This window comes from Limnoraphis robusta BA-68 BA1, assembly GCF_034932365.1.
GTDB classification, from domain to species: domain Bacteria; phylum Cyanobacteriota; class Cyanobacteriia; order Cyanobacteriales; family Microcoleaceae; genus Capilliphycus; species Capilliphycus robustus.
Genome location: NZ_JAYGHR010000064.1, coordinates 1 through 20,485 on the forward strand (window position 1 = coordinate 1; position 20,485 = coordinate 20,485).

Consider the following 20,485-nt stretch of genomic DNA (forward strand, 5'->3'; position numbering starts at 1 on the left):
GGGGAGAGGATTTTTTTCCGATGAAAAATAGCTTTTTGTTAATAAAAATTCCCCCCATCTCCCCACCTCCCTACCTCCCCACCTCCCCACAAATCAAGTTTTCGGGTTAGAACGAAACGGCCCTGCCGTTAAGATAGGATAGGGGACAGTCAAAAAACCGATAACGGGTAGGGGTAATTGATGAATTACCCCGACAAGACTGATAACAGTGAAGGGCGGGTTTATATCAGTGATCGCTTAGAGAGATAAAACAATGGAGAACCCGCCCCTACGCTCACGGGTGAGTGTGAACTATCTCCCCCGGAAACCTATTGGCTACTTCTTAGCGAATTAACCGTACTGTCAAACTCAGAGGCGGCTGTGTTTTTTGCATCCCTTGGGAGTTACGAGGGCCAAAGAAATAACACAAAGACTCAGCAGCAGATTTTTGTTTAATATTGATCAAGCCAAAAGGGAAAGGTTCTTGATCGACTTGATCGCAGTCGCTCGAAGCAAGCAACAAAGGGGTGCGAACAGAACGCACTTGAGACTGATCTTCGACGAAAAAATTTGACTGAGCGTGCGAAACTGACGAAATCGCAGCGATCGCACCAACCCAAATAATGCACTCCATCCAAGTCCATCGACTCATCATCACCAACACTCCTAAACAGCTAAACCGATTTGACTCAAAGCAACTCCAAACACAACTGAGAGCCAGATGACTGTCGAGAAACTCTATGCACCCGTCTAAGTTGTCGCACAAGAAGAAGCGTTTAATCCTGATTACTCACCGTGTTCGAGGCTTTGGGCGGCGAATTTCAAGGCTTGCTCGGCAGTCGAAATTTGACCTTCAACCTGTGCCAGTTGAATCTTCATCAGCAGTTGACCGATTTTCGGACTCGGAGACAAATTTAATCCAGCCATCAACTCGTTCCCTGTGATCAACAACTGAGGATGAGCCACCCGATCATCAGGGTTCAAGAAACGTTCAATCAGAGGCGATAGACTTTCAATAGACAGTCCCCAAGCAACAGCTTGGACAGCTAAGGCGGGAAATAGCGTTCCGACTTCTTGGAAGAGAAAATACTGCTGTCTGAGAGAGATTTGCGGGGGAGATGTTTGCTGCAATGAAGATAAACCTTTGATCAAAGCGATCGCCGCCCTAATTTCGGTTTTGCTGTATTTTAACTGGGTTAACTCAACTTCGGCGACGGCGGGATCAGGACTCAGTAAACAGGTGAGTTTGGCTAAGGCGAGTAACGAAGTTTTGAGGGTATCGCGGATCGGATGGGATAATCGGAGTGTTAATGTCGGTGATTGTTGGTTCAACCTCTCAGCCACCGGATCAATTTCTAGCAGTCGATCAAAATGTTGAGAGGCGTTTGGAAAGAAACTCGACAACAAACCGTCTTCTATGGCTTGCTTGATCCACAAAGCCTTCCCAGAGACATTTAATAAATATCCCAACTCAGTTTGGACTCGTTCGACGGCGACTTGAGTTAAAAACGGGGCGAGTTGACGGATAGTGGCTTGGGTTTGAGGTTCGAGTTGAAACCCCAGTTGTGCGGCTTGACGGTAGCCCCGTAGGAGTCGCAACGGATCATCGCGGAGGTTTTCAGGGGAAATCATGCGGATCAGTCGTTGTTTCAGGTCGGTTTGGCCTTGGTGGGGATCGATCAGGTCTTGGGTAAAGGGGTTATAGGCGATCGCATTGATGGTAAAATCCCTTCGTTGTAAATCTTGTGATAGACTGCTTCCCTCAGCTTGTGCAAAATCGACGGTTGCTTGGGGAAAAACCACTCGGGCGATTTGACGTTCTGCATCCAATAAGACAAATCCGGCTTTATAATAATTAGCTATATTCTTTGCAGTTGTAATTGCTTCTTCCAGTAAGACAAAATCTAAATCTAAGTATTCGGCTTTGCGGCCAAGCAGTTGATCTCGGACTGCACCTCCCACTAAATAAGCGGGTTGGGGTAGCCATTCTCGGTCAAACGGCCAGGTATCTGTAGACCAAATTGAGTTAAACGGTTTTGACATTGCAACAAAAATCAACCTATTTCTTTGGCCAGTTAATCTTACCTAAGCTACATTAGCTAATAAAGGACTGTCAATTTATTTCAGTCTGCTGAAATGCACAGAGGGTATTTAAAAATGTGTATTTGTGTCAATTGTCACTATGTTGATCGCTGTTTCACCTACCACGCCGTAGAAACACAGCATCAGGAACGTCACCTCACCGAAGATCCTACATTTGACCCGATTGAACCGACAATCAATGTTAACATTCGTTCCCGAGACAACGAGATCGAGATGGAATGGGATGTTGTGGGTTGTCAGAGTTTTAAGGAAGAAATGGGCAAATGGGCGAAGTTGCGCCCCGGTGAATTGATTCCGACCTAATAATAAATGCCGGACTGGAATCAAAGGATCGAGAAAAACGAGGAAACATCATAGCAAGAGGGATCAATTTTCCTGCAATTCCCAGACTCAAATCTTTCTGAATTTCCGATTCTCTATCCTTTTGTCTCCTGTCTGTTCCCTCCTGTTCTTTCTATCGATATTTTCAATTTAAAATCCATGCTTTTGTGCATTCACTATTCCAATGAGTCATTGCTTTAATCCCAATTGCACTCGCCCGCAGAATCCTAACGATGCCGAATTGTGTCAGAATTGCGGTTCTGTTTTGGTATTGAAATCCCCGGATGAAACGACCGAAATTGCCCGTTATCGAGGGATTCAATTGATTGGAGAAGGGGGCTTTGGTCGTACTTTTTTGGCGGTAGATGAGTCTCAACCTCTTCAACCTCGGTGTGCGATTAAGCAGTTTTTTCCTCAAGGAATGAATGGAAAAAAAGCGGCGGAGTTATTTCAGCAAGAAGCGAAACAACTTAAGCATTTAGGACAACATCCTCAAATTCCTCAATGGTTAGGTTATATCGAACAAGAGGGCTATCAATATTTAGTACAAGAATTTATCGAAGGGAAAAACTTAGCCCAAGAATTGTTTGAGAAAGGGGCTTTAAATGAAGATAAAATTCGACAATTATTAAAGGATTTACTCCCGGTTTTAGAGTTTATTCATAGTCATAAAATTGTACATCGTGATCTCAAACCCGAAAATATTATTCGTCGTCGCGCCCTATCAGAAACGGCAGGAAATCTGGTTTTAGTTGATTTTGGGGCGGCTAAATTAATGACGGGTGGGATGCTTCCCAAAACGGGAACAATGATAGGGAGTGCTGCTTATACAGCCCCGGAACAATTGATGGGGAAAGCGGTATTTGCCAGTGATATTTATAGTTTAGGCGTGACTTGTATTCATCTGTTAACGGAAGTTCCGCCCTTTGATTTATTTGATAGTCAAGAAGGAACTTGGGCTTGGCGAGATTATCTGAAAACACCTGTGAGTGATGAACTGGGAAATATTTTAGATAAAATGTTGCAAGGGGCGACAAGCCGACGGTATCATTCTGCGGCTGCGGTTTTGCGACAACTCAATCCTCCTCCGACTTATATCGATGCGTTTCCGGGGTTAAAAATCACTCCTGAAATGGAGTCAAATTCTTTAAATCAAGGGGATAAAAAGGTTATTCCAGCGTTAAAGGATTTACCCCAAAAACCCGTCAAAACATCTCTAAATATAACTCAATCTCAAGCCGAAAAAGTTCAAGTCACGTTACAAGATGCCTTGAGTTCTTATCCGATTAAAGTTCAAGTCAGTTGGGTGAAAAAACATCAACTTACGGTTGTGATTAATCGCCAAAAAGAGACTAGGGTTAATTATGGTTATTTAGCTAAGATCATTAGTTATGAACTCACTCAACTGCAACTCGAGAATGTGCGTCAAGTCAAGTTACTTGGACGAGTTAAAAATAGCAGTGTTCCTGAGTGGAAAAAACTGTTAGTGATTGATCGCAAAACTCAACTTAAAAATCAATTGATTAGACTGCAAACCCATCCGATTTACTTACAAGTCTCTCAAGTGGGTTCTCGAAAGTTCTGGATGAACACGATTCAACGAAAAGGGTTTTGGATCGATGTTTTGATGGGTTCAATGATTGCCTTTATTTTTAGTTCAAATGTAATTATCTTTTCGCCTTTAATGGCGTGGGTTATTGCTTTTGGTTTTATCCAGGTCAAAAGTCGAGTTTCTCAAACCAGTGAAATTGAAACGGGTGTTTTGTTTGGTACAATAGCCACTTTATTTCTGTTATTTGGTTTGTTGGATATAAAGGAGGAAACGCAAGGCATTTTTGGGATTATTTTAGCCGGAATTTTCATTGCTATGCCGATGTTTTACTCCAAAGGAAATTATTGATTTTTGTCAAATCTATCTATTAACAGTGGAAAGTTATAATGCAGTTTGATAGCAAAGAATATGGTTTAGCCCTTCATACGAGTAGCCCTGAACTTGGGTTAGCTGTCAGTAACTTTTCTGGAGAAATTCGTTCTCAAACGTGGAACTTGGGGCGAGATTTATCGGTGCAATTGCATCAATATTTGGCGGAGTTTATTCAACCTCAAACTTGGTCAGACTTGAAATTTATTGCAGTGGCTAAAGGGCCAGGTAGTTTCACGGGAACTCGCATGGGTGTGGTGACAGCAAGAATATTAGCCCAACAGTTAGAGATTCCGTTATTTTCTATTTCCACTCTCGCCGCGATAGCTTGGCAAACTTTTCAGAAAGATTCTATATTATCTGATAATTTAGCCCTCCAAATGCAAGCCCAACGCGGTCAATTTTTTGTGGCGATTTATGGGAAACAAGAGAATTTAATTGAATGTTTACCGGATACTGTGATGTCGCTGGAAACTTGGCAAACTACGTTAGAAACTTGGAAAAATCCCTATAAATTAGTTAAAGTCTCAGGCGGTTTAGGAGACTCAGCAATTAGTTTATTAGAATTAGCAAATCTAAACTTTCAACAAGGAAACTCTCCTCACTGGTCAGAAGCGTTACCCTTTTATGGACAGCATCCTGTTGAGAATTATATCACAAAAAATGAAACTTAGAACTCCTAAAAAGGAGAGATAAAAAAACATAAAGACACAGAGAACACCAAGAGAAAATCTTCGTGTCTTTGTGTCGAGCGTGGTGAGTTTTTCCATCAAAAAAATCTCGGTTTTATTTACTGCAACTTTACCGTTATCGGAGTTGTTACCGGATAATCTTCACCAATAACCAAGACTTTATAAACACCATCTTGGGTGATAGAAGTCAAAACAAACCCTTCTTTTAAATCCAACAATTGACCCGTTGGAGATTGAATCGCGAGGCTGACCGTATTGGCTTTAACGGTGAGAATTTGACCGCTTTTACAGGTAATTTTTAGGGGTTGAATTTGTTGTGAAAAAAGATTGATCTCCATCTGAATTTCACTCTGATTTGTGCCAATTTCAGCACTACGGCTTCCTTTATAGGCATACTCTGATAACCGCCAGTCGGTGAATTGATGATGGGAAGAATTACCACTCAAATTCTGACTCAAATCTACTTTAATCGCCGAGTGAGTTGATTCCTGTTGCGGATAAACTAATACACGATAAATCCCAGATTCCGGTAAAACACCTTTCCACTCACCGGAATAAAGAGTCGTTAATCCTTGACCTGAAGGGGTTAAAAGTTTCGCTCTGGAAGTACCATCAGACACTCCAAGGGTTAAATGTTGTCCCTGTTTTCCTTCAAAAATATAGAGAGTAGGTTGGTTGAGTGTGGCTTTAATTTCACCGAATCGAGAAATTGACTTGATGGGATAATTCATGGTGATGATTTGGGGTAGGGGTTAGCAAGGAGAGGGTGAACATCAATAGACAAGCAGCCTGTTAAGCCAGTAATATTCTTTTATACTAACAGTCTAAAATTTTCTCAGGGTACCTTAAACTTAGCCGTGATACTTGTTGAAGCTTCACATGAAATCTGTAGTTTTACGGAAGATAACTTGTGAAAAATTGTAGACAGTTGAAAAAGTGACACAATACAGGTAAAGTTTTGTTTATTTTTCCTGAATTTGAACGGTAAGCTTTGAAAAAGAAAAATTGAGGGTAGCCTAAATTTATCGATTAACGCTGCTTCTAAGGTTTACGGTGATTGTTTAGGAAAATACGGATAAAAATCGGAGTAGAATCATGGTTTTGGTACCGGATACTGAATTAGGTTTGTGGATGGGGGACAATTCCTCTGAATTGATTACGCTTTTTCCGGGTCAATTAACAAGTTTTCCACTCGGCGTTTTAACTCTGGGTGGTGAAGATACGGTTGAGGGTTCTGTGGATTCTGAATTAATTATTGTGAATCAAGATGATGATTTGGTCTTGGGGGGAAATGGAAATGATACGATATTTGGCGGGAAAGAGAATGATAATCTAGATGGACAGGCGGGTAATGATCTTTTGTTTGGAAATTTTGGTGAAGATACGCTCATCGGTGGTGAAGGGGATGATAGTTTATTTGGGGGTCGAGAAAATGATATTCTCTCTGGCGGAAGTGGAAATGATACGCTTTACGGCGATTTTGGGGCAGATACGTTAACGGGTGGCTCGGGAACGGATCTTTTTGGATTGCGAGAAAATGGTGAGGGTACTGATTTTATTACGGACTTTCAAGACGGTATTGATTTGATGCAACTTCCTGATGGGATTGGGGAAATTCGAGTTCAAAGTAATGGCTCAAATCAAACTGAAATTAGCGTGGTGGCGACTGGCGAAATTATTGCCTTGCTTGATGGAATTCAACCTTCTGCTATTACGCTAGACGATTTTATCAACGCTGAGGTTGCCAGTATTTCTCAGCCTGCTGATCTTCCTGAGAATTTGATTAATCGAGTCGTGGAATTAACGAATGATTTTCGGGCTGAGAATGGTTTATCGGCTTTGAGTCCCAATTCTCAATTGGTAATAGCGGCGGAAAATCACAGCGAAAATATGGCGTTACAGGATTTCTTTAGTCATCAAGGACTGGATGGTTCTGATATTGGCGATCGCGTTTTGAATGTGGGTTATGATTATTCTAGAGCGGGAGAGAATATTGGGGCGGGTTATCAAACGCCTGAAGCGGTTGTTGAGGGATGGATTAATAGTCCAGGACATCGAGAAAATTTACTCAATCCTGATTTTACCGAAATTGGTGTCGGTTATTATTTCCTGGAAAATGATACCGGAAGTGAAAACTGGAATCACTACTGGACTCAGGTTTTTGGAACGCCGTTAAGCTTATAGAAAACAACAATAAAATAGGGGAAGCGATGACTTCCCCCGAACCCAATTGTAGAGTTGAGATTAATCATCGAGAAATTCAGCTTCACAAATGGTTGAGTCTCGATAATTGAGATCTACTTCATCCCATAATCCTTCTAAAAAGGTGGTGTAAAAGTATTCTCCTCCTTGATTGAGTTCAACTTGAGGGGCTTTTCGAGAATAAGTTTCATTATTGGGGGTTCCTCGCTGTGCTTGATAGTAAACATAGGCATCAGCATTGACACACATGACGTGATAAAAGTCTTTATTGGCTCCGACTTGATCGCCAGATTTGTAACGGGCTAGCCCTCGATTGAGATAGGCTTTGATATAGCTGGGATCGATTTGTAAAGCCTGATCAAAATCATCGATAGCGGCTCTCATTTCTTTCAAGCTGTAGTATACACAACCTCGATTATAGTAGGCGTAAACGTTATAAGAGTCTATTTTTAAAGCGGTGTTGTAGTCTTCAATGGCTTGCTGATGTTCTCCAATTTGATGATAACAAAGACCTCGATTAATATAGGCTTTTGTGTACTGGGGAGCAAGTTCTATGGATCGGTTAAAGTCTTGAATGGCTTCTTGTTTTTTACCTGCAATATAAAAAGATCGACCTCGGTTATAATAGGTCTTGTAGTTTTTGGGATTAAACAGTAGGGCTTTGTTATAGTATTTGAAGGATTCTTCGCAATCTCCACTTTGAGCGATCGCTAACCCTAAGTTGTTGTAAATCGCATCACTGGTGGGGTTAAATTTTAAGGCAATTTTTAAGTCTTTAATGGCTTTTTTGTAGTTTCCTAGATGACGCCAAGCATTTCCTCGATTCAGGTAAGCTTCTGACAATTTAGGATTGATTTGCAGAGCGTAATCTAAATCTTTGATAGCCTTTTTGTAGTCTTTTAAATGGTAGTAGAGTAGGGCGCGATTGTTGTAGGCAATAGCATAATTAGGATGACGATTGAGTACCTCAGTTAAATCGTCTAATGCGCCTCTATAGTTTCCTTGACGGGCTTTTGTTAAACCCTGTTGATAGAGTTTGTTATTTTGCATAAAATGACCTCGAAGATGAATCTGGGTCTTTGAACATTAAAGTTGTGATTCCAATTGTGTAAAAGTCAGGAATTCTCTGACCGATCGCTTATGCTTACCGATTTAAATCTTCCTCTCCGGAAAATTGACTGATCAATCGACAGACGGGTAACTGGACTTGGGTTGAAGAGGGAGCTAATTTTCTAGAGAGTCCCCATCCTCTCTATTGTATTCTCTCAAATCTTTTTAGGCATCCCAACTTGACTGTACAGACTGTTCCTCCTGAATCTATAGACTATTGCCTATAATAATCATACTGCTTCTATGTTCATCTTTCAACTCAAGTGAGAAGAATGCTTAACTTTTTCTATCTATCAAGGGTATAGAACCCCCTAAAATGAAGCCGATCTATAAGCTTGGTGGGTCTAAGCAAGGGGTGAGACGCATCCAAAAATAATGATTAAATCAACGAGAGCGATCGCTTTTTCTTGATTAAATTTATAGCCAGAGAATAGCTTTGGGATTGCCTTTTTTGACGAGGCGATTTAATCCCCCTCCAACGCGACTAACAAGCACAAAAGAAAGGTTTCAGTCCACTCGACAACCGCCCCGTAAGTATCGCCCGTATGTCCGCCGAGTCGAGTATTAAACCAAGCCCCAATCAGAATCGCAACTGCACCTCCGCCTAAAGCCATTCCGACGGCAACCAGCCAACGACTCGGGTTCAGTATAATTTGTAAACCGCTTAAACTCAAGAGCAACAGAATTCCGGGAATAAAGTCAAAGGGAGTATAAGTCGAATCTTTGTGAAAAGCCCCTTTTCCCACGGCTTTGAGATAGGGATAACGGGCAATTGCCACTAACTGTCCCCAGCGTCCCCAACCCGCAACAGCCATCAACGCCAAAGCGCGATATTCATCGAGATCCCTCAAGGCGGTCGTTTTGAGTAAAATAATCGAGATGGCTGCCATCACCCCAAAGGCACCGGTAACGCTATCTGCCATCACCTCGAGTCGGCGGTTCGGGTCAGTCACGGCTAACCCATCGGCTGTATCCATCGCCCCGTCAAGATGCAATCCCCCCGTAATGGCGATACCCCCCACGACGACTAAAGCCGAACGCAGGAGGGGTGGACACCCTAAGAGGTGTAACCCTGCATCCATCAGTCCGAGTAGGGCGCCTATCATTAAACCGATCAAGGGGGCGAGTCGGGCAATTCCGCGAAATTCTAGCGTCCAGGAGAGGGGTACAGGTAAGCAGGTATAAAAAGCGATCGCGGCGGCGAAGGCGGTACTCTGCTGTTGCCAAAATTGTTTGATAGACTCAATTTGTCTGTCGAGTGCCATAGAAACATCAGGGTCGGGTCGATTTTCTCTACTTTACCTGATATTTTTCCCGTCTCTGTGATGGGTTTTGAGGGAGTCTCCAGCATTTTCTCAGAAGATCGGATGAATATTTTCTCAGCTATGCCACAATTTAAATAATACCCCTCTATCGTTTGCTCTCGTTTGGGAGTTGTCAGATTTTCCTCTCTCCAAAGGGTGCTAATTCGATCAATTTTGTGAAATTCTATCCCGATTTTCTCATTAGCATGGAAGTTGTTGCGATCACCGCAGCCAAAGCAGAGTAATCCAATTCATTGATTAGATTTCTCTGTCTGAGCTTTGCTACAATTAGGGCATTGGCTGTACTGTTATCACCAGTAACACCCAGTCAAACTCTCTAAGCCTAAATTCTGTATAGATTTTAGGCAGCGCTCTAAAGGAGGAAGGGATGATTATTTTTCGGACTGAAAAAAATAAATTCAGTCTGAAGTAAAGATAACTTCCGTAACAATGACCTACAGAAGCAGTATTTTGCAACTGCGACTCAAGATAGACAACTTTTATCTCAATTCGGATATACTTAAGTGTGGGAAAAAATTTCATGTTAAATCTTTTTCCACAATGCTGAATTGGACTAGATAGAGTTGCCACAAGGGGAACTTATCACACCAGAGGCTTTTGCTCCATGAGTTACGATCATTTGAATTGCAGGGTGTCTGCTCCGTGTATCATTGATACAGGCATAGTTGTTAACAAGCTTGATATGCAAAAACTGCTTGTTGATCTCGGCCGCGTCCGTTATCTTCATATCCAAGATGGACAGGTGTGTAGCGAGGCAGAAGGCTATGTCTTAGAGGTGTTCTCCTCGGAGCAGCAAGCAACTTTAGTGGCAAATCATGCCCTCTACTTAAATGTCAACAGTTTCGACTACCTCGAACTGAAACAATCTCCTGAGAAAGAAACCTATTTCGATCTCGTGGAAGATGGCCGTTTACTCCGCTTAATTCCGCTTTCTAGCCCCCTAGAAGAACACGCCAGTCGCACGTTCAATGCCGCCGCACTTGATGCCGTCATGGATCAAGTATTGTCGGGAAGCTGGGATAGTCAGCTTGATGATGACTGCCCTTTTTAGAGACAATGAGGAATGAGAAATTAGAAGGAAACCCGGAAAAGAAAGGCAAATTTTAGTTTTTTTGACCCTCCATCCTCTCTAATTGCTAGTCCCTCATCTGTTATTCGATGTCAGAACCTTTCTCTTTTCAGATTCAAGCTCGCTGTAGTCAAACGCAAGCGCGAGCAGGTGTTTTCTCGACTCCACACGGATTAGTCGAAACGCCGCGATTTATGCCAGTCGGGACGTTAGCCAACGTTAAAACCCTGACTCCAGCTCACTTGGAAGCGGCAGGCGCTCAAATGGTGTTGTCAAACACCTATCACCTGCATCTGCAACCGGGCGAGAAAATTGTTGCCAACGCAGGCGGGTTGCATCGATTTATGGCATGGAACGGGCCGATTTTAACTGATTCTGGTGGATTTCAAGTTTTTAGTCTCAGCGAAATTCGCACCATTAACGAAGAGGGCGTGATCTTCCGTTCGCCTCACGATGGTCTAATGATTAACTTCACGCCCGAGCGCTCTATTCACATTCAAAATGAATTGGGCGCTGATGTGATCATGGCGTTTGATGAATGTCCTCCCTACCCCGCTAGTCGAGAACAGGTACTCAACGCCACAGAACGCACTTATCGCTGGTTAGAACGCTGTATAACGGCTCATCAACGCTCTGATCAAGCTTTATTTGGCATTGTGCAAGGGGGTGTTTATCCTGACTTGCGACAAAACGCTGCAAAACAACTCGTGAAACTCGATCTCCCCGGTTACGCTATCGGGGGGGTGAGTGTGGGAGAACCCTCCGAACTCATTGAAAAAATCGTTCAAGTGACGACGCCTTTTCTTCCTCCCGATAAACCCCGCTATTTGATGGGGGTGGGAACTTATCGGGAAATGGCGCAAGCGATCGCTTCGGGAGTAGACTTATTTGATTGTGTGATACCGACTCGTTTGGCGCGTCATGGGGCGGCGCTAGTTCAAGGAGAACGTTGGAACCTGAAAAATGCACAGTTTCGAGAAGATTTTCAACCCCTTGACGAAACTTGTCCGTGCTACACTTGTCAAAACTTTAGTCGTGCTTACCTGAGTCATTTAGTTCGAGCAAAAGAACTCTTGGCTTATACATTGCTTTCCATTCATAATGTGACTGAATTAATTCGGTTTACTCAACGCATTCGAGATGCTATTTTTCGCGATCGCTTTTCTGAAGAATTTGCCGAATGGATAAAGCCTTCTGAATCCTCTACTCACACTTTAGAAGAAGTGGGTTTTTCTCGTCAAGATGATCCGTAATTTTGAAACACGATGACTCTAACAACTCCAACTTTAACAACTCCTCCCCTCGAAAGCGGTGACTCTCTGACTCGTGCAGAATTTGAACGGCGTTATCAGGCGATGTCGGATATTAAGAAAGCGGAATTAATAGAAGGAGTTGTTTACATGGCTTCACCTTTACGTTATCGTAATCATGGAGTACCTCACGCTCAAATTATGGGTTGGCTACTCACCTATGTCGCAAATACGCCTGGTGTTGGTATTGCTGATAATACAACAGTTCGCCTCGATGCGGATAACGAACCCCAACCCGATGCACTACTTAGAATTGAAGTTGGGGGACAGTCGAGAATTAGCGAAGATGACTATGTAGAAGGTGCGCCGGAATTAATTGTAGAAATAGCCGCCAGTAGTGCATCAATTGATTTACATGATAAACTCAAAGCGTACCGTCGCAATCAAGTTCAAGAGTATTTAGTTTGGCGAGTGTATGACGGTGAATTTGACTGGTATCGTTTAACGGAGGGAGAATACAAACTTCTAAACGTTAATGCTGACGGGATTTTGTGTAGTCAAGTTTTTCCGGGGTTATGGTTAGATGTTTCGGCGTTGTTAACGGGGAATTTAGCGCAGGTGTTGGCAGTTTGTCAACAGGGCTTAACAACAGTTGAACATCAGCAGTTTATTGAACAGTTATCTGATTAATTTCTGCTTGCAATAGACTTTTTTTGCTCATAATAATCGGTGTCTTCTAACTTAAACAAAGACAATTCAACTCCATAATATTCATTCGTTAAGCCTAACGGTTTCATTCCCAGTCGTTGGGTAACGTTAATTGAACGTCTATTTTCAGGCTTAACAACCGCATAAATAACAGGTAAACGTAAAATCGTAAAGCCATAACCCAGAATTTTTTGAGCGGCTTCTGTAGCGTAACCTTTTCCCCAACTCGCTTTGCGAAAATGCCAACCAATCTCGTAATTTGTGGTAGGAATTCCATCATTATCCGGGAGAGAAACCAGCAAAATAGCGCCCACAATTTCTTCTGTTTCTTTGTCAATAACAGCCCAAGAACCTGTTACATTTTTGCGAATATTATCCTGTTCAACTCTTTCTTGTAGGCGAGAACGAACCATTTCTACCGTTTCTAAAGGCGGGCTAATAAAATACATAACCTCTGGATCACCATAAATTTCAAAAGCTTGAGAGGCGTCTTGTTCCGGTTCCCAGTTGCGGATAATTAAACGATCAGTTTGAAATAAAATACTCATGTTATCTTAAGCAGAAAAACAACTAGATTCTGACCTCTCCCCGTCCTATCGGACACCCCTCTCCTAGCAGGAGAGGGGAAGGGGGAGAGGTTTTTGATGCTGATAGAAAATATTTGATTTTTAAACATAATGGCTGGCTTGACGGTTGAACATTTGATAATATTGTTGACCGAGTTCCATGAGTTGAGCATGAGTTCCGGTTTCTATAATTTTACCTTGTTCTAACACAATAATCACATCTGCATTTCTAGCGAGGGCGAGTCGATGGGTTACAACAACTGCGGTTTTATTTTGAGAAATATCGGCAAATAGTTTATAAATTTCATCTTCTGTTTTGGGATCGAGGGCGGCTGTCGGTTCATCGAAAATCAATAATTCTGCTTGGGGTTGACGCATCAATGAACGTGCGATCGCAATTCTTTGCCATTGTCCACCTGAGAGATCAACGCCTCCTTCTAACTGCTTTCCGAGGGGGGTATCAAGTTGTTTAGGTAGACTGTGAATTTTACGAGTCATTCCTGCTTTTTCAATGGCTGTTAAAAGTGCGCTATCGCAGTTTAATTGTTCTAAGTTTCCAAAGGCGATGTTTTCACGAACCGTTAGAGGAAAACGAGCGTAATCTTGTAAAACAACAGCAATTTTTTGACGTAAATCATCTAATTCAAAACCTCGTAAATCTTCACCATTCCAAAGTATTTTACCACAATCAGGATCATAAAGCCGACATAAGAGTTTAGCAAGGGTGGTTTTTCCGGCTCCATTTTCACCGACTAATGCTACAGTTTGACCGGGATAAAGGGTTAGACTGACCCTATTTAAACTGGTAAAGTTGCTGTTAGGATAGGTAAACGAAACATTTTCAAGTTGAATTTTTGCGGAGGTTTTAGGAGAAGATAAAGTTAGAGGAGATGAAGAGTTTGATAAAGATTGAATTGTATTTAATTGCAGTTTAGATTCTAATTCTAAGAGTTGAAAGAGGGGAACCGTTCCTAAAGCAACATCATACAGTTGAGATAAGTTACCCATGAGAAAATTTAGACCTCGACGTAACTGTATGACTAATCCTGCATAAAGGGCTAAATCACCAATGGTGTAGGTTCGATCCAGAGTACCAAGAATTACATAAATGTAAGGAATAGCGGCTCCAAATTCACCAAAAATAGACCAAAATAAAACTTGGCTTGTTCCTTTGATTCGCATTTTTTCCATCTGCTTAAAAGTGTTATGAAATAAATTAAACCACCGACCCAGTAATAAATTTTGCAACCCAAATAAACGTAACTCTTTGGCATATTCCGGCGCGATTAGCATTTGTTTATAGAGTTGCATTTCCCGATGAGCAGAGGCTTGAGTTTTTTCAATATCCCAACTTTTGCGAACATAATAAAGCTTGACATAAATCGCAGGTGCGGATGCGAATAAAACAATTAATGGAACCCACCAAACAATCGTAAAAGAAACAGCAACCGCAGGAATCAGCATAAAAATTCCCATCAAACCGATGCCCAAAAGCATCGTCAGAGTTTGCAACCGTTCAACGGCTTTTTCTGCCAGTTGAACAAGATTGAGAAGTTCGGGGTTTTCAAACAGAGAAATATCGGCGAATGTAGCGACTTTATTAAAAAATTTATGCTGAAAATAACCTTTAACTCGTTGTTCTAACCCTGAAAAAATAATATTGGTAATCGTAGAAAGGGCATCAATAGACAAATTTAAAACAATGACACTGATGATACTCCCTAAAAGTAGGGTATTTGAGAGTAATGCTGTTAAAACTTGCTCGGTTGAAATCGTTCCCGTTTGTAATAAACGAGTAATTTCATCAATGATCGTTTTATCAAGAAATAAAACCAGTGTTGGGCTGCCATTTTGTAGTAAACTGAGTAGAATAAAGAAAAAAATCGCTTTCGGTGCCGCTTGTACGACAGACCAACTACTGCGTAAGATTGCTTGCAAAGGTGAAAGCTGAAGCGTTGTCATGGTGTCACCCTGGCTGAAAGGATCAGTGTTTATAGGTTAACCGGGAAGTAGACCCTGTGAATAGTCCCATATTTGAGTGACATTGAATTGCCAAAGCTGAAGTCGATATTGCCGCCAGCCAAGTGAGAGAAAAAGTTCCAAGCAACTGCATGATCAAACTATATCTAGACACCAGTGTTTATAACCGTCCATTTGATGATCAAACTCAGCCTAAAATTTTTCTAGAGTCACAAGCTGTTGTCATCATTTTGCAAATGGTAGAGGCAAAGATAATTGATTTGGTTAGTTCGTCAGTGCTGGACTATGAAAACAGTCGTAATCCCTATTTTATAAAGCAGGAAGCCATGACTTTTTATCTTCAGATGGCTAAATCAAAACAAACAGTAGATGAAGCAATCCGACAGAGAGCCGAGCAATTGGAACATAATGGACTTAAGGCAATTGATGCGTTACACGTTGCTTGTGCTGAAGCAGCGAATAGCGACTATTTCATTACCTGTGACAAACGGCTAATCAATCAATGTTCAGGGTTAGTGTTGAAAGTGGTGAATCCAGTCGATTTCGTGTTGGAGATAAACAGTGATGATTCAAGTCAAGAGTGAGCAAGAAGTTTTACATGAAGGGTTGCGGATTCTTTTGTCGAACATGGAACCGTCGAAGGTTGCTCGATTCTGGGCGGCTTGTAACTTGGGTAGCGGAGATTACCTGAAACTTAAAGATCAGCTTTTTGAGCAAGAATCGGTGGCAAGTTTATACTCTGAGGTTTTAGAGTTTCAGGAGTCAAAGCGTAAAACCTAAGCATCGCATGGGAACAGAGGATGTTAAGACGTTGTTGAGCATGACAGTTCCAAAACGGGGTTGAGGGGTCAAGTCCTGTTCGCTAGAGAAAATTCAGTGAGAAGATGATCCTCATGTTAAAATACGTGAAAATTATGAAAATAAAGTTAGTGAGGTAGACTGATTCATGGAAGCAGCGTTGCTGTTGGCTAAACTGCCGGAAGCTTATTCAATCTTTAGCCCGGTTGTTGACATTTTGCCTGTGATCCCCGTGTTTTTCCTGCTGTTGGCTTTTGTTTGGCAAGCGTCAGTCGGATTTAGATAGAGACAAAAAAGCTATCAGCGTGATTATTCAGGTGACTGGCTGATTGACTCGCTTCGGCTGAGGATAACCAGTTGTTTGAATAAAACGCTGATAGCTCAAGTTAGATTTTTGAGATTTTAGGTGTTGCGAGCGCCAATTGTTTTTTGGAAGGCGGGTCGTTCACAAACGCGCTTTGTGTAGTCGATAACAGCCGGGTACGCGCTTAAATCAAGCTTTAACATCATCGGAATATAGGCTAAAATCGACCCAACAGCCACATCCGCGACATTAAATTCATCTCCCATAATATAGGGTTGTTTTTGGAAAATATCGTTAAGCGCAGTCATCAAACGAGGGGTTTCTTTTTCCCGGTTTGCTTCTAGAAAAATACCATTAGCAAGAGTGGAATTCGCAAACAAAACCCATTGATAAATTTCACCTCGTTTTTCGGCAGAATCAGGAATATTACCATATTTGTCTGCCAAATAGAGCAGAATTCCTCCTGATTCCCATAATTTAACGTCTCCATCGACAATAGCAGGAACCTTTCCGATGGGGTTAATGGTCAGATAATCGGGTTCAAGATGAGCGCCTGCTTTCATGTCCAGCATGACAAACTCATAGGGAACACTGATTTCTTCTAAGTACCATTGAACAATTGATGCGCGGCTAAAAGCGCCACCGTATAGTTTTAGCATCATTCGACTCCTGTAGTGATGTGTTTCATAAAACCCTCAAGAAATCAATTTCTCGGCTGATCGCCTAAATCGCCAGAAACCAACGGATAGCTATTTTCTTTCTTGGCGTCCACAGAGCCGATTAATACTCTGCACTAGATTATCATAATCTATAATCGGCTTGGGATAAAAGTCATCTGCTTTAGAAATATTCAGCAGAGATTGACGCTCACTTTCACCCGCATAAGCCGTGACTAAAATAATCGGAATTTTAGCGGTTTGAGGATTGCTCTTGAGGAAGCGAGAGATATCAACGCCACTCACATTATTCTTCTCGTAATGAGCCTCCGGTAGATGAATATCCATGATAATCAAATCGACTTCTTTGCCCTGACAAAGTTGAAAAACCTCATCTAACTTGTCAGTAATGCTTACTCTGAAACCGCTCAGGCGTTGAATTAACTTCGCCATTCCCTTGGCTAAAAAGTAGTCATCTTCAACGATTAAAATTCTTAAATTATCCTTTTTTAAATTCACAATCTGCCAATCTTGAGCAACATTGCTGACTCGATCATTGCTGATAAAAGCCGAGACATAGGTTATGTGTTAACACATACGACGGAGAACTTCAACCCACCTCGGCCATGAACAGACTGATGTTCATCAGCTATTCTGTTGGGGAAGGGAGTGATTGCCCCTCTTGAATAATCGCCCAACTTTAGAAATTGAGACAGCCCCATGAAAGGCCACCAGGTGTTGCAGCTTTATGCCCAAGGTCGTAGAGACTTTCGAGGTCAAAACCTCCGTCGTCAATCCTTACAAGGTCAAAATTTGTCCGGTGCAGACTTTAGCTATGCCGATATCCAAGGGACGAATTTCCAAGGCGCAACTTTGTCTGAGGCGAAGTTTCGAGGCGTGAAAGCTGGACTTCCCAAAGTTTGGATGATCATCGTTTCGGGAGTGGCGTGGTTGTTGTTGGTTCTGTTGGGACTGGCTTTGGTGCTAGTGGGTTATTTTGTCTTGGTGTTTTTCAATATGTCTACTCCCGAAGACTCTAACACGGGTTGGGCGGCTCTGGCCTTAATGCTGGTACTGGTTTTGATTGCGGGGCGTCGGGGAATTGAACGGGGTTGGGGAGCGTTTGTTGATGCGATCGAAATTGCCGTTGTCGGGATTATTATCGGGGTGGTGTCTGGACTAGCGAATGTCGTCACCTTGCTGGGTACATTGGCAATTGCGGGGGTGTTAGCGGGGTTTGCGGGGGCGATTCTGTTTGCGTCAGCCGTCGCTTTTGGGGTGATTTTTGTGATTGCTGAACGTATAGCCTGGGTGATGAGTGTGGCGAAAGTATTGATGGTGGCGGCGATTGCGAGTGCCATTGCGGGTTATATTTCGGGAGGGGTGAGTGCGATGGCGATCGCAATATCTGTTTTAGTAACGTTTTGGTTTGATTATATCGGTTGGCGGGGGATTCAAGGGGATCAAAAATATGTTTTAATTCACAACTTGGCGGTTAATTTAGCAGCGACGGGCGGAACAAATTTTCGCAATACGGATTTAACGGATGCTAGTTTTACCAATGCTATCTTGAAAAGTGCTGATTTTCGCCAAGCTAAATTGACGCGCACACGTTGGCGGGGGGCGAAGCAACTGGATCAGGTACGATGCGGAAATACTTATTTAGAAAATACTCAAATTCGGGAATTGTTGCAAACAGGTCTAGGCGAAAACCAGAATTTTGATTATCAAGATTTGCGGGGACTGAACTTACAAAATGCTAATTTAACAAAGGCGAGTTTTATTGGGGCTAATCTCAGTTCGACTAATTTAAAAGGGGTTGATTTATCCAAAGCTAAACTGGTGAGAACGAAATTAAGTCAAGCCAATCTGAATGGTTCAACGTTAACGGGGGCTTTTATTCAAGATTGGGGTATTACGTTAACGACTCAACTGAGAAATATTACTTGTGATTATTTGTTTTTGCGTCTTCCGGCTGAAAATAGTGATGATCCAAATCCCTATCGTCAACCAACTGATTGGAGTAAAACTTTAAAACCCCAGCAATTTACAGCTATTATTCGTTCGTTCTTGCAAAGTAAACAAAGTTGGTACTCGACGATTTTAGATTCCGAAGATAACCCTTCAGAATTTTCAGGAACAATTGTTCAAGTTTCTCTCAAAGGAGAAAGAGATATTCTAGAAGCTGAAAATCGCGACAATTCTCTCAATTCGACAAGGGTTGATCATTCACCAAAAGAAGCCCCGGAAACTCCTAATAAACTGCCTACTAATTTAGCGGCTATTGTGTCAGTGATTGAACAGTTTATCCAAGAAATAGAAGCGGTTTATCCGATTAATACCACGTCTGAACAGATGAAAGCGGCGGCGGAGATTGTCGAACAACTCGAAAGTGATCCGGTTTTAAAACAAAGTTTGATTGAGACTTTAACTTCAGAAAATTGTCAAAAGATTGAACAAGCAATTAATCGCCCGATTGGTCATTTTATTATCACTGCAATTGAGTCTTGGGGAACGTTTAATATTAACAATTCTCACAATTCTTCTAATTCTCCTCAGTAGTAGGGTGCATCAAATCACGTAAATCTTGATGGAGTTTAACAACAATAACCCGTTTGATGCACCCTACTGATTTAATCTTAAAGGACTTGATGAGTATAAGCGTGCTGTTTAACGTTATCTTCTGTGCTGATAATTCGCTCTGAATTTAAAATGCGTTTGCGTTCTAAGGAATAGTTTAAGTCTTTAAAAACTGTCCCTAAAGCAATATGAGATTGAGCGTTTGGACGACTTTTATAAGTTCGGGCGGCAGCGAAAACCCGTTGGTTAAAATCATCAGCTAACTGCACCTCGGGTGGAAACTCAGCAGGAATTTGGGCAGTCTCGCCTGTGAGAACCGCTCCGACTGTTGTGGCACAAGCCATTTCATAAGACGTGGGAATTCCTTTGAGTAAAGCTTCGAGGGCGGCTGAGGGAATGGGTTCAATAATTTGAACTTGATGAACTTCCCCTTCTTGTTTGATGAAACAAGTTGCTAAACCAATGATCACATAGTCATCAGCGCAAAGATCAGGAGCGTTAGGATATGCAGCGCTTGAGGTCATAGGGGTTTAATGAAATTTCCGACGAATTTAATCTCGATGAATTTATTTAATCGTGTGTGCGATCGCTAAACTCACAAACTGCATTTTACCAAGTTCTGATCATCTGCGTGAACGGGAGAATAGATAGCCTTTCAGGAGTCTAAAAATCCTCAAAGCAGTCACTAGACTCAAGTTTGATCATTTCTTTGGCCTGGAAACAGCCCCAATGATTTTGATAAATCTTAATAGAAGGGGAAGCGGGGGAGAAACTGATAACTGTTCACTGATAACTGTCTTCACTGTTCACTGATAACTGTCTTCACTGGTCACTGGTCACTGTTCACTGGTCACTGTCTTCACTGGTCACTGTTAACTGGTCACTGTTAACTGGTCACTGTTAACTGGTCACTGGTCACTG

General features: G+C 42.1%; 21 protein-coding genes. 11 read left to right on the forward strand and 10 right to left on the reverse strand.

Features of this window, described 5'->3' with window-relative positions; translation table 11 throughout:
* Positions 1-322: 322 nt before the first annotated feature.
* Together VB836_RS15850 and VB836_RS15855 are read right to left on the reverse strand one after the other, a co-directional pair.
* Positions 323-634 carry a hypothetical protein gene (locus tag VB836_RS15850; protein ID WP_152964917.1) on the reverse strand — a complete coding sequence of 104 codons (312 nt, stop codon included), beginning with the start codon at positions 632-634 and terminating at the stop codon, positions 323-325.
* Between the two features lie 131 nt (positions 635-765).
* The gene (locus VB836_RS15855; RefSeq protein WP_323220575.1) at positions 766-2,022 is read right to left on the reverse strand and encodes a CCA tRNA nucleotidyltransferase; all 1,257 of its coding nucleotides are present in this window, start codon (positions 2,020-2,022) and stop codon (positions 766-768) included.
* Between the two features lie 114 nt (positions 2,023-2,136).
* Here VB836_RS15855 and VB836_RS15860 point away from each other — a divergent pair, with 114 nt between their 5' ends.
* From VB836_RS15860 to tsaB, 3 genes are all read left to right on the forward strand, one after another.
* On the forward strand, positions 2,137-2,385 hold the full coding sequence (locus tag VB836_RS15860) for a Ycf34 family protein (RefSeq protein WP_046282116.1): 249 nt from the start codon (positions 2,137-2,139) through the stop codon (positions 2,383-2,385).
* Between the two features lie 202 nt (positions 2,386-2,587).
* Positions 2,588-4,303 carry a serine/threonine-protein kinase gene (locus VB836_RS15865; protein WP_323220577.1) on the forward strand — a complete coding sequence of 572 codons (1,716 nt, stop codon included), beginning with the start codon at positions 2,588-2,590 and terminating at the stop codon, positions 4,301-4,303.
* Positions 4,304-4,341: 38 nt separating this feature from the next.
* Positions 4,342-4,998: a tRNA (adenosine(37)-N6)-threonylcarbamoyltransferase complex dimerization subunit type 1 TsaB gene (tsaB, locus tag VB836_RS15870; protein ID WP_046282118.1), complete on the forward strand. Its 657-nt coding sequence runs from the start codon at positions 4,342-4,344 to the stop codon at positions 4,996-4,998.
* 116 nt (positions 4,999-5,114) lie between these two features.
* On the opposite strand, the gene VB836_RS15875 is transcribed toward tsaB, so the two are convergent.
* A complete protein-coding gene (locus VB836_RS15875; protein WP_046282119.1) occupies positions 5,115-5,747 on the reverse strand; it encodes a hypothetical protein in 633 nt (210 codons plus the stop codon).
* Positions 5,748-6,111: 364 nt separating this feature from the next.
* Between VB836_RS15875 and VB836_RS15880 the strand changes: the two genes are divergently transcribed.
* Complete coding sequence (locus tag VB836_RS15880; RefSeq protein ID WP_046282120.1) at positions 6,112-7,200, forward strand: CAP domain-containing protein; 1,089 nt, start codon at positions 6,112-6,114, stop codon at positions 7,198-7,200.
* A gap of 60 nt (positions 7,201-7,260) precedes the next feature.
* Here VB836_RS15880 and VB836_RS15885 read toward each other — a convergent pair whose 3' ends face one another.
* Together VB836_RS15885 and cobS are read right to left on the reverse strand one after the other, a co-directional pair.
* Positions 7,261-8,268 carry a tetratricopeptide repeat protein gene (locus VB836_RS15885; RefSeq protein ID WP_323220583.1) on the reverse strand — a complete coding sequence of 336 codons (1,008 nt, stop codon included), beginning with the start codon at positions 8,266-8,268 and terminating at the stop codon, positions 7,261-7,263.
* Between the two features lie 524 nt (positions 8,269-8,792).
* Positions 8,793-9,593: an adenosylcobinamide-GDP ribazoletransferase gene (gene cobS / locus VB836_RS15890; protein ID WP_323220585.1), complete on the reverse strand. Its 801-nt coding sequence runs from the start codon at positions 9,591-9,593 to the stop codon at positions 8,793-8,795.
* 664 nt (positions 9,594-10,257) lie between these two features.
* On the opposite strand from cobS, the gene VB836_RS15895 reads away from it, so the two are divergent.
* The 3 genes from VB836_RS15895 (at position 10,258) to VB836_RS15905 (ending at position 12,662) form a co-directional block, all read left to right on the forward strand.
* On the forward strand, positions 10,258-10,704 hold the full coding sequence (locus VB836_RS15895) for a hypothetical protein (RefSeq protein ID WP_046278744.1): 447 nt from the start codon (positions 10,258-10,260) through the stop codon (positions 10,702-10,704).
* 107 nt (positions 10,705-10,811) lie between these two features.
* Complete coding sequence (tgt, locus tag VB836_RS15900; RefSeq protein ID WP_046278745.1) at positions 10,812-11,975, forward strand: tRNA guanosine(34) transglycosylase Tgt; 1,164 nt, start codon at positions 10,812-10,814, stop codon at positions 11,973-11,975.
* A 12-nt stretch (positions 11,976-11,987) separates the two neighbouring features.
* Entirely contained in the window at positions 11,988-12,662 is a 675-nt protein-coding gene (locus VB836_RS15905) for a Uma2 family endonuclease (RefSeq protein WP_323220588.1), read from the forward strand.
* On the opposite strand, the gene VB836_RS15910 is transcribed toward VB836_RS15905, so the two are convergent.
* Together VB836_RS15910 and VB836_RS15915 are read right to left on the reverse strand one after the other, a co-directional pair.
* On the reverse strand, positions 12,659-13,228 hold the full coding sequence (locus tag VB836_RS15910; RefSeq protein WP_323220590.1) for a GNAT family N-acetyltransferase: 570 nt from the start codon (positions 13,226-13,228) through the stop codon (positions 12,659-12,661). The genes VB836_RS15905 and VB836_RS15910 overlap by 4 nt on opposite strands.
* A gap of 120 nt (positions 13,229-13,348) precedes the next feature.
* Positions 13,349-15,208: an ABC transporter ATP-binding protein gene (locus tag VB836_RS15915; protein WP_323220592.1), complete on the reverse strand. Its 1,860-nt coding sequence runs from the start codon at positions 15,206-15,208 to the stop codon at positions 13,349-13,351.
* A gap of 149 nt (positions 15,209-15,357) precedes the next feature.
* Between VB836_RS15915 and VB836_RS15920 the strand changes: the two genes are divergently transcribed.
* The 3 genes from VB836_RS15920 (at position 15,358) to VB836_RS15930 (ending at position 16,310) form a co-directional block, all read left to right on the forward strand.
* The gene (locus tag VB836_RS15920; protein WP_046278749.1) at positions 15,358-15,810 is read left to right on the forward strand and encodes a PIN domain-containing protein; all 453 of its coding nucleotides are present in this window, start codon (positions 15,358-15,360) and stop codon (positions 15,808-15,810) included.
* Positions 15,791-16,006: a hypothetical protein gene (locus VB836_RS15925; RefSeq protein WP_046278750.1), complete on the forward strand. Its 216-nt coding sequence runs from the start codon at positions 15,791-15,793 to the stop codon at positions 16,004-16,006. The genes VB836_RS15920 and VB836_RS15925 overlap by 20 nt, the downstream gene beginning before the upstream one ends.
* Before the next feature lie 166 nt (positions 16,007-16,172).
* Positions 16,173-16,310: a photosystem II reaction center protein K gene (locus tag VB836_RS15930; protein WP_009787676.1), complete on the forward strand. Its 138-nt coding sequence runs from the start codon at positions 16,173-16,175 to the stop codon at positions 16,308-16,310.
* Between the two features lie 116 nt (positions 16,311-16,426).
* Here VB836_RS15930 and VB836_RS15935 read toward each other — a convergent pair whose 3' ends face one another.
* Both VB836_RS15935 and VB836_RS15940 read right to left on the reverse strand, forming a co-directional pair.
* The gene (locus tag VB836_RS15935; RefSeq protein WP_046278751.1) at positions 16,427-16,987 is read right to left on the reverse strand and encodes a glutathione S-transferase family protein; all 561 of its coding nucleotides are present in this window, start codon (positions 16,985-16,987) and stop codon (positions 16,427-16,429) included.
* 90 nt (positions 16,988-17,077) lie between these two features.
* Positions 17,078-17,503 carry a response regulator gene (locus tag VB836_RS15940; RefSeq protein ID WP_323220595.1) on the reverse strand — a complete coding sequence of 142 codons (426 nt, stop codon included), beginning with the start codon at positions 17,501-17,503 and terminating at the stop codon, positions 17,078-17,080.
* Between the two features lie 201 nt (positions 17,504-17,704).
* On the opposite strand from VB836_RS15940, the gene VB836_RS15945 reads away from it, so the two are divergent.
* On the forward strand, positions 17,705-19,546 hold the full coding sequence (locus VB836_RS15945) for a pentapeptide repeat-containing protein (protein ID WP_323220597.1): 1,842 nt from the start codon (positions 17,705-17,707) through the stop codon (positions 19,544-19,546).
* A gap of 77 nt (positions 19,547-19,623) precedes the next feature.
* Here the strand turns inward: VB836_RS15945 and VB836_RS15950 are convergent, their stop codons facing one another.
* Positions 19,624-20,088 (reverse strand): hypothetical protein, encoded by a 465-nt coding sequence (locus VB836_RS15950; RefSeq protein ID WP_046277638.1) that lies wholly within the window; start codon positions 20,086-20,088, stop codon positions 19,624-19,626.
* Positions 20,089-20,485: the final 397 nt, after the last annotated feature.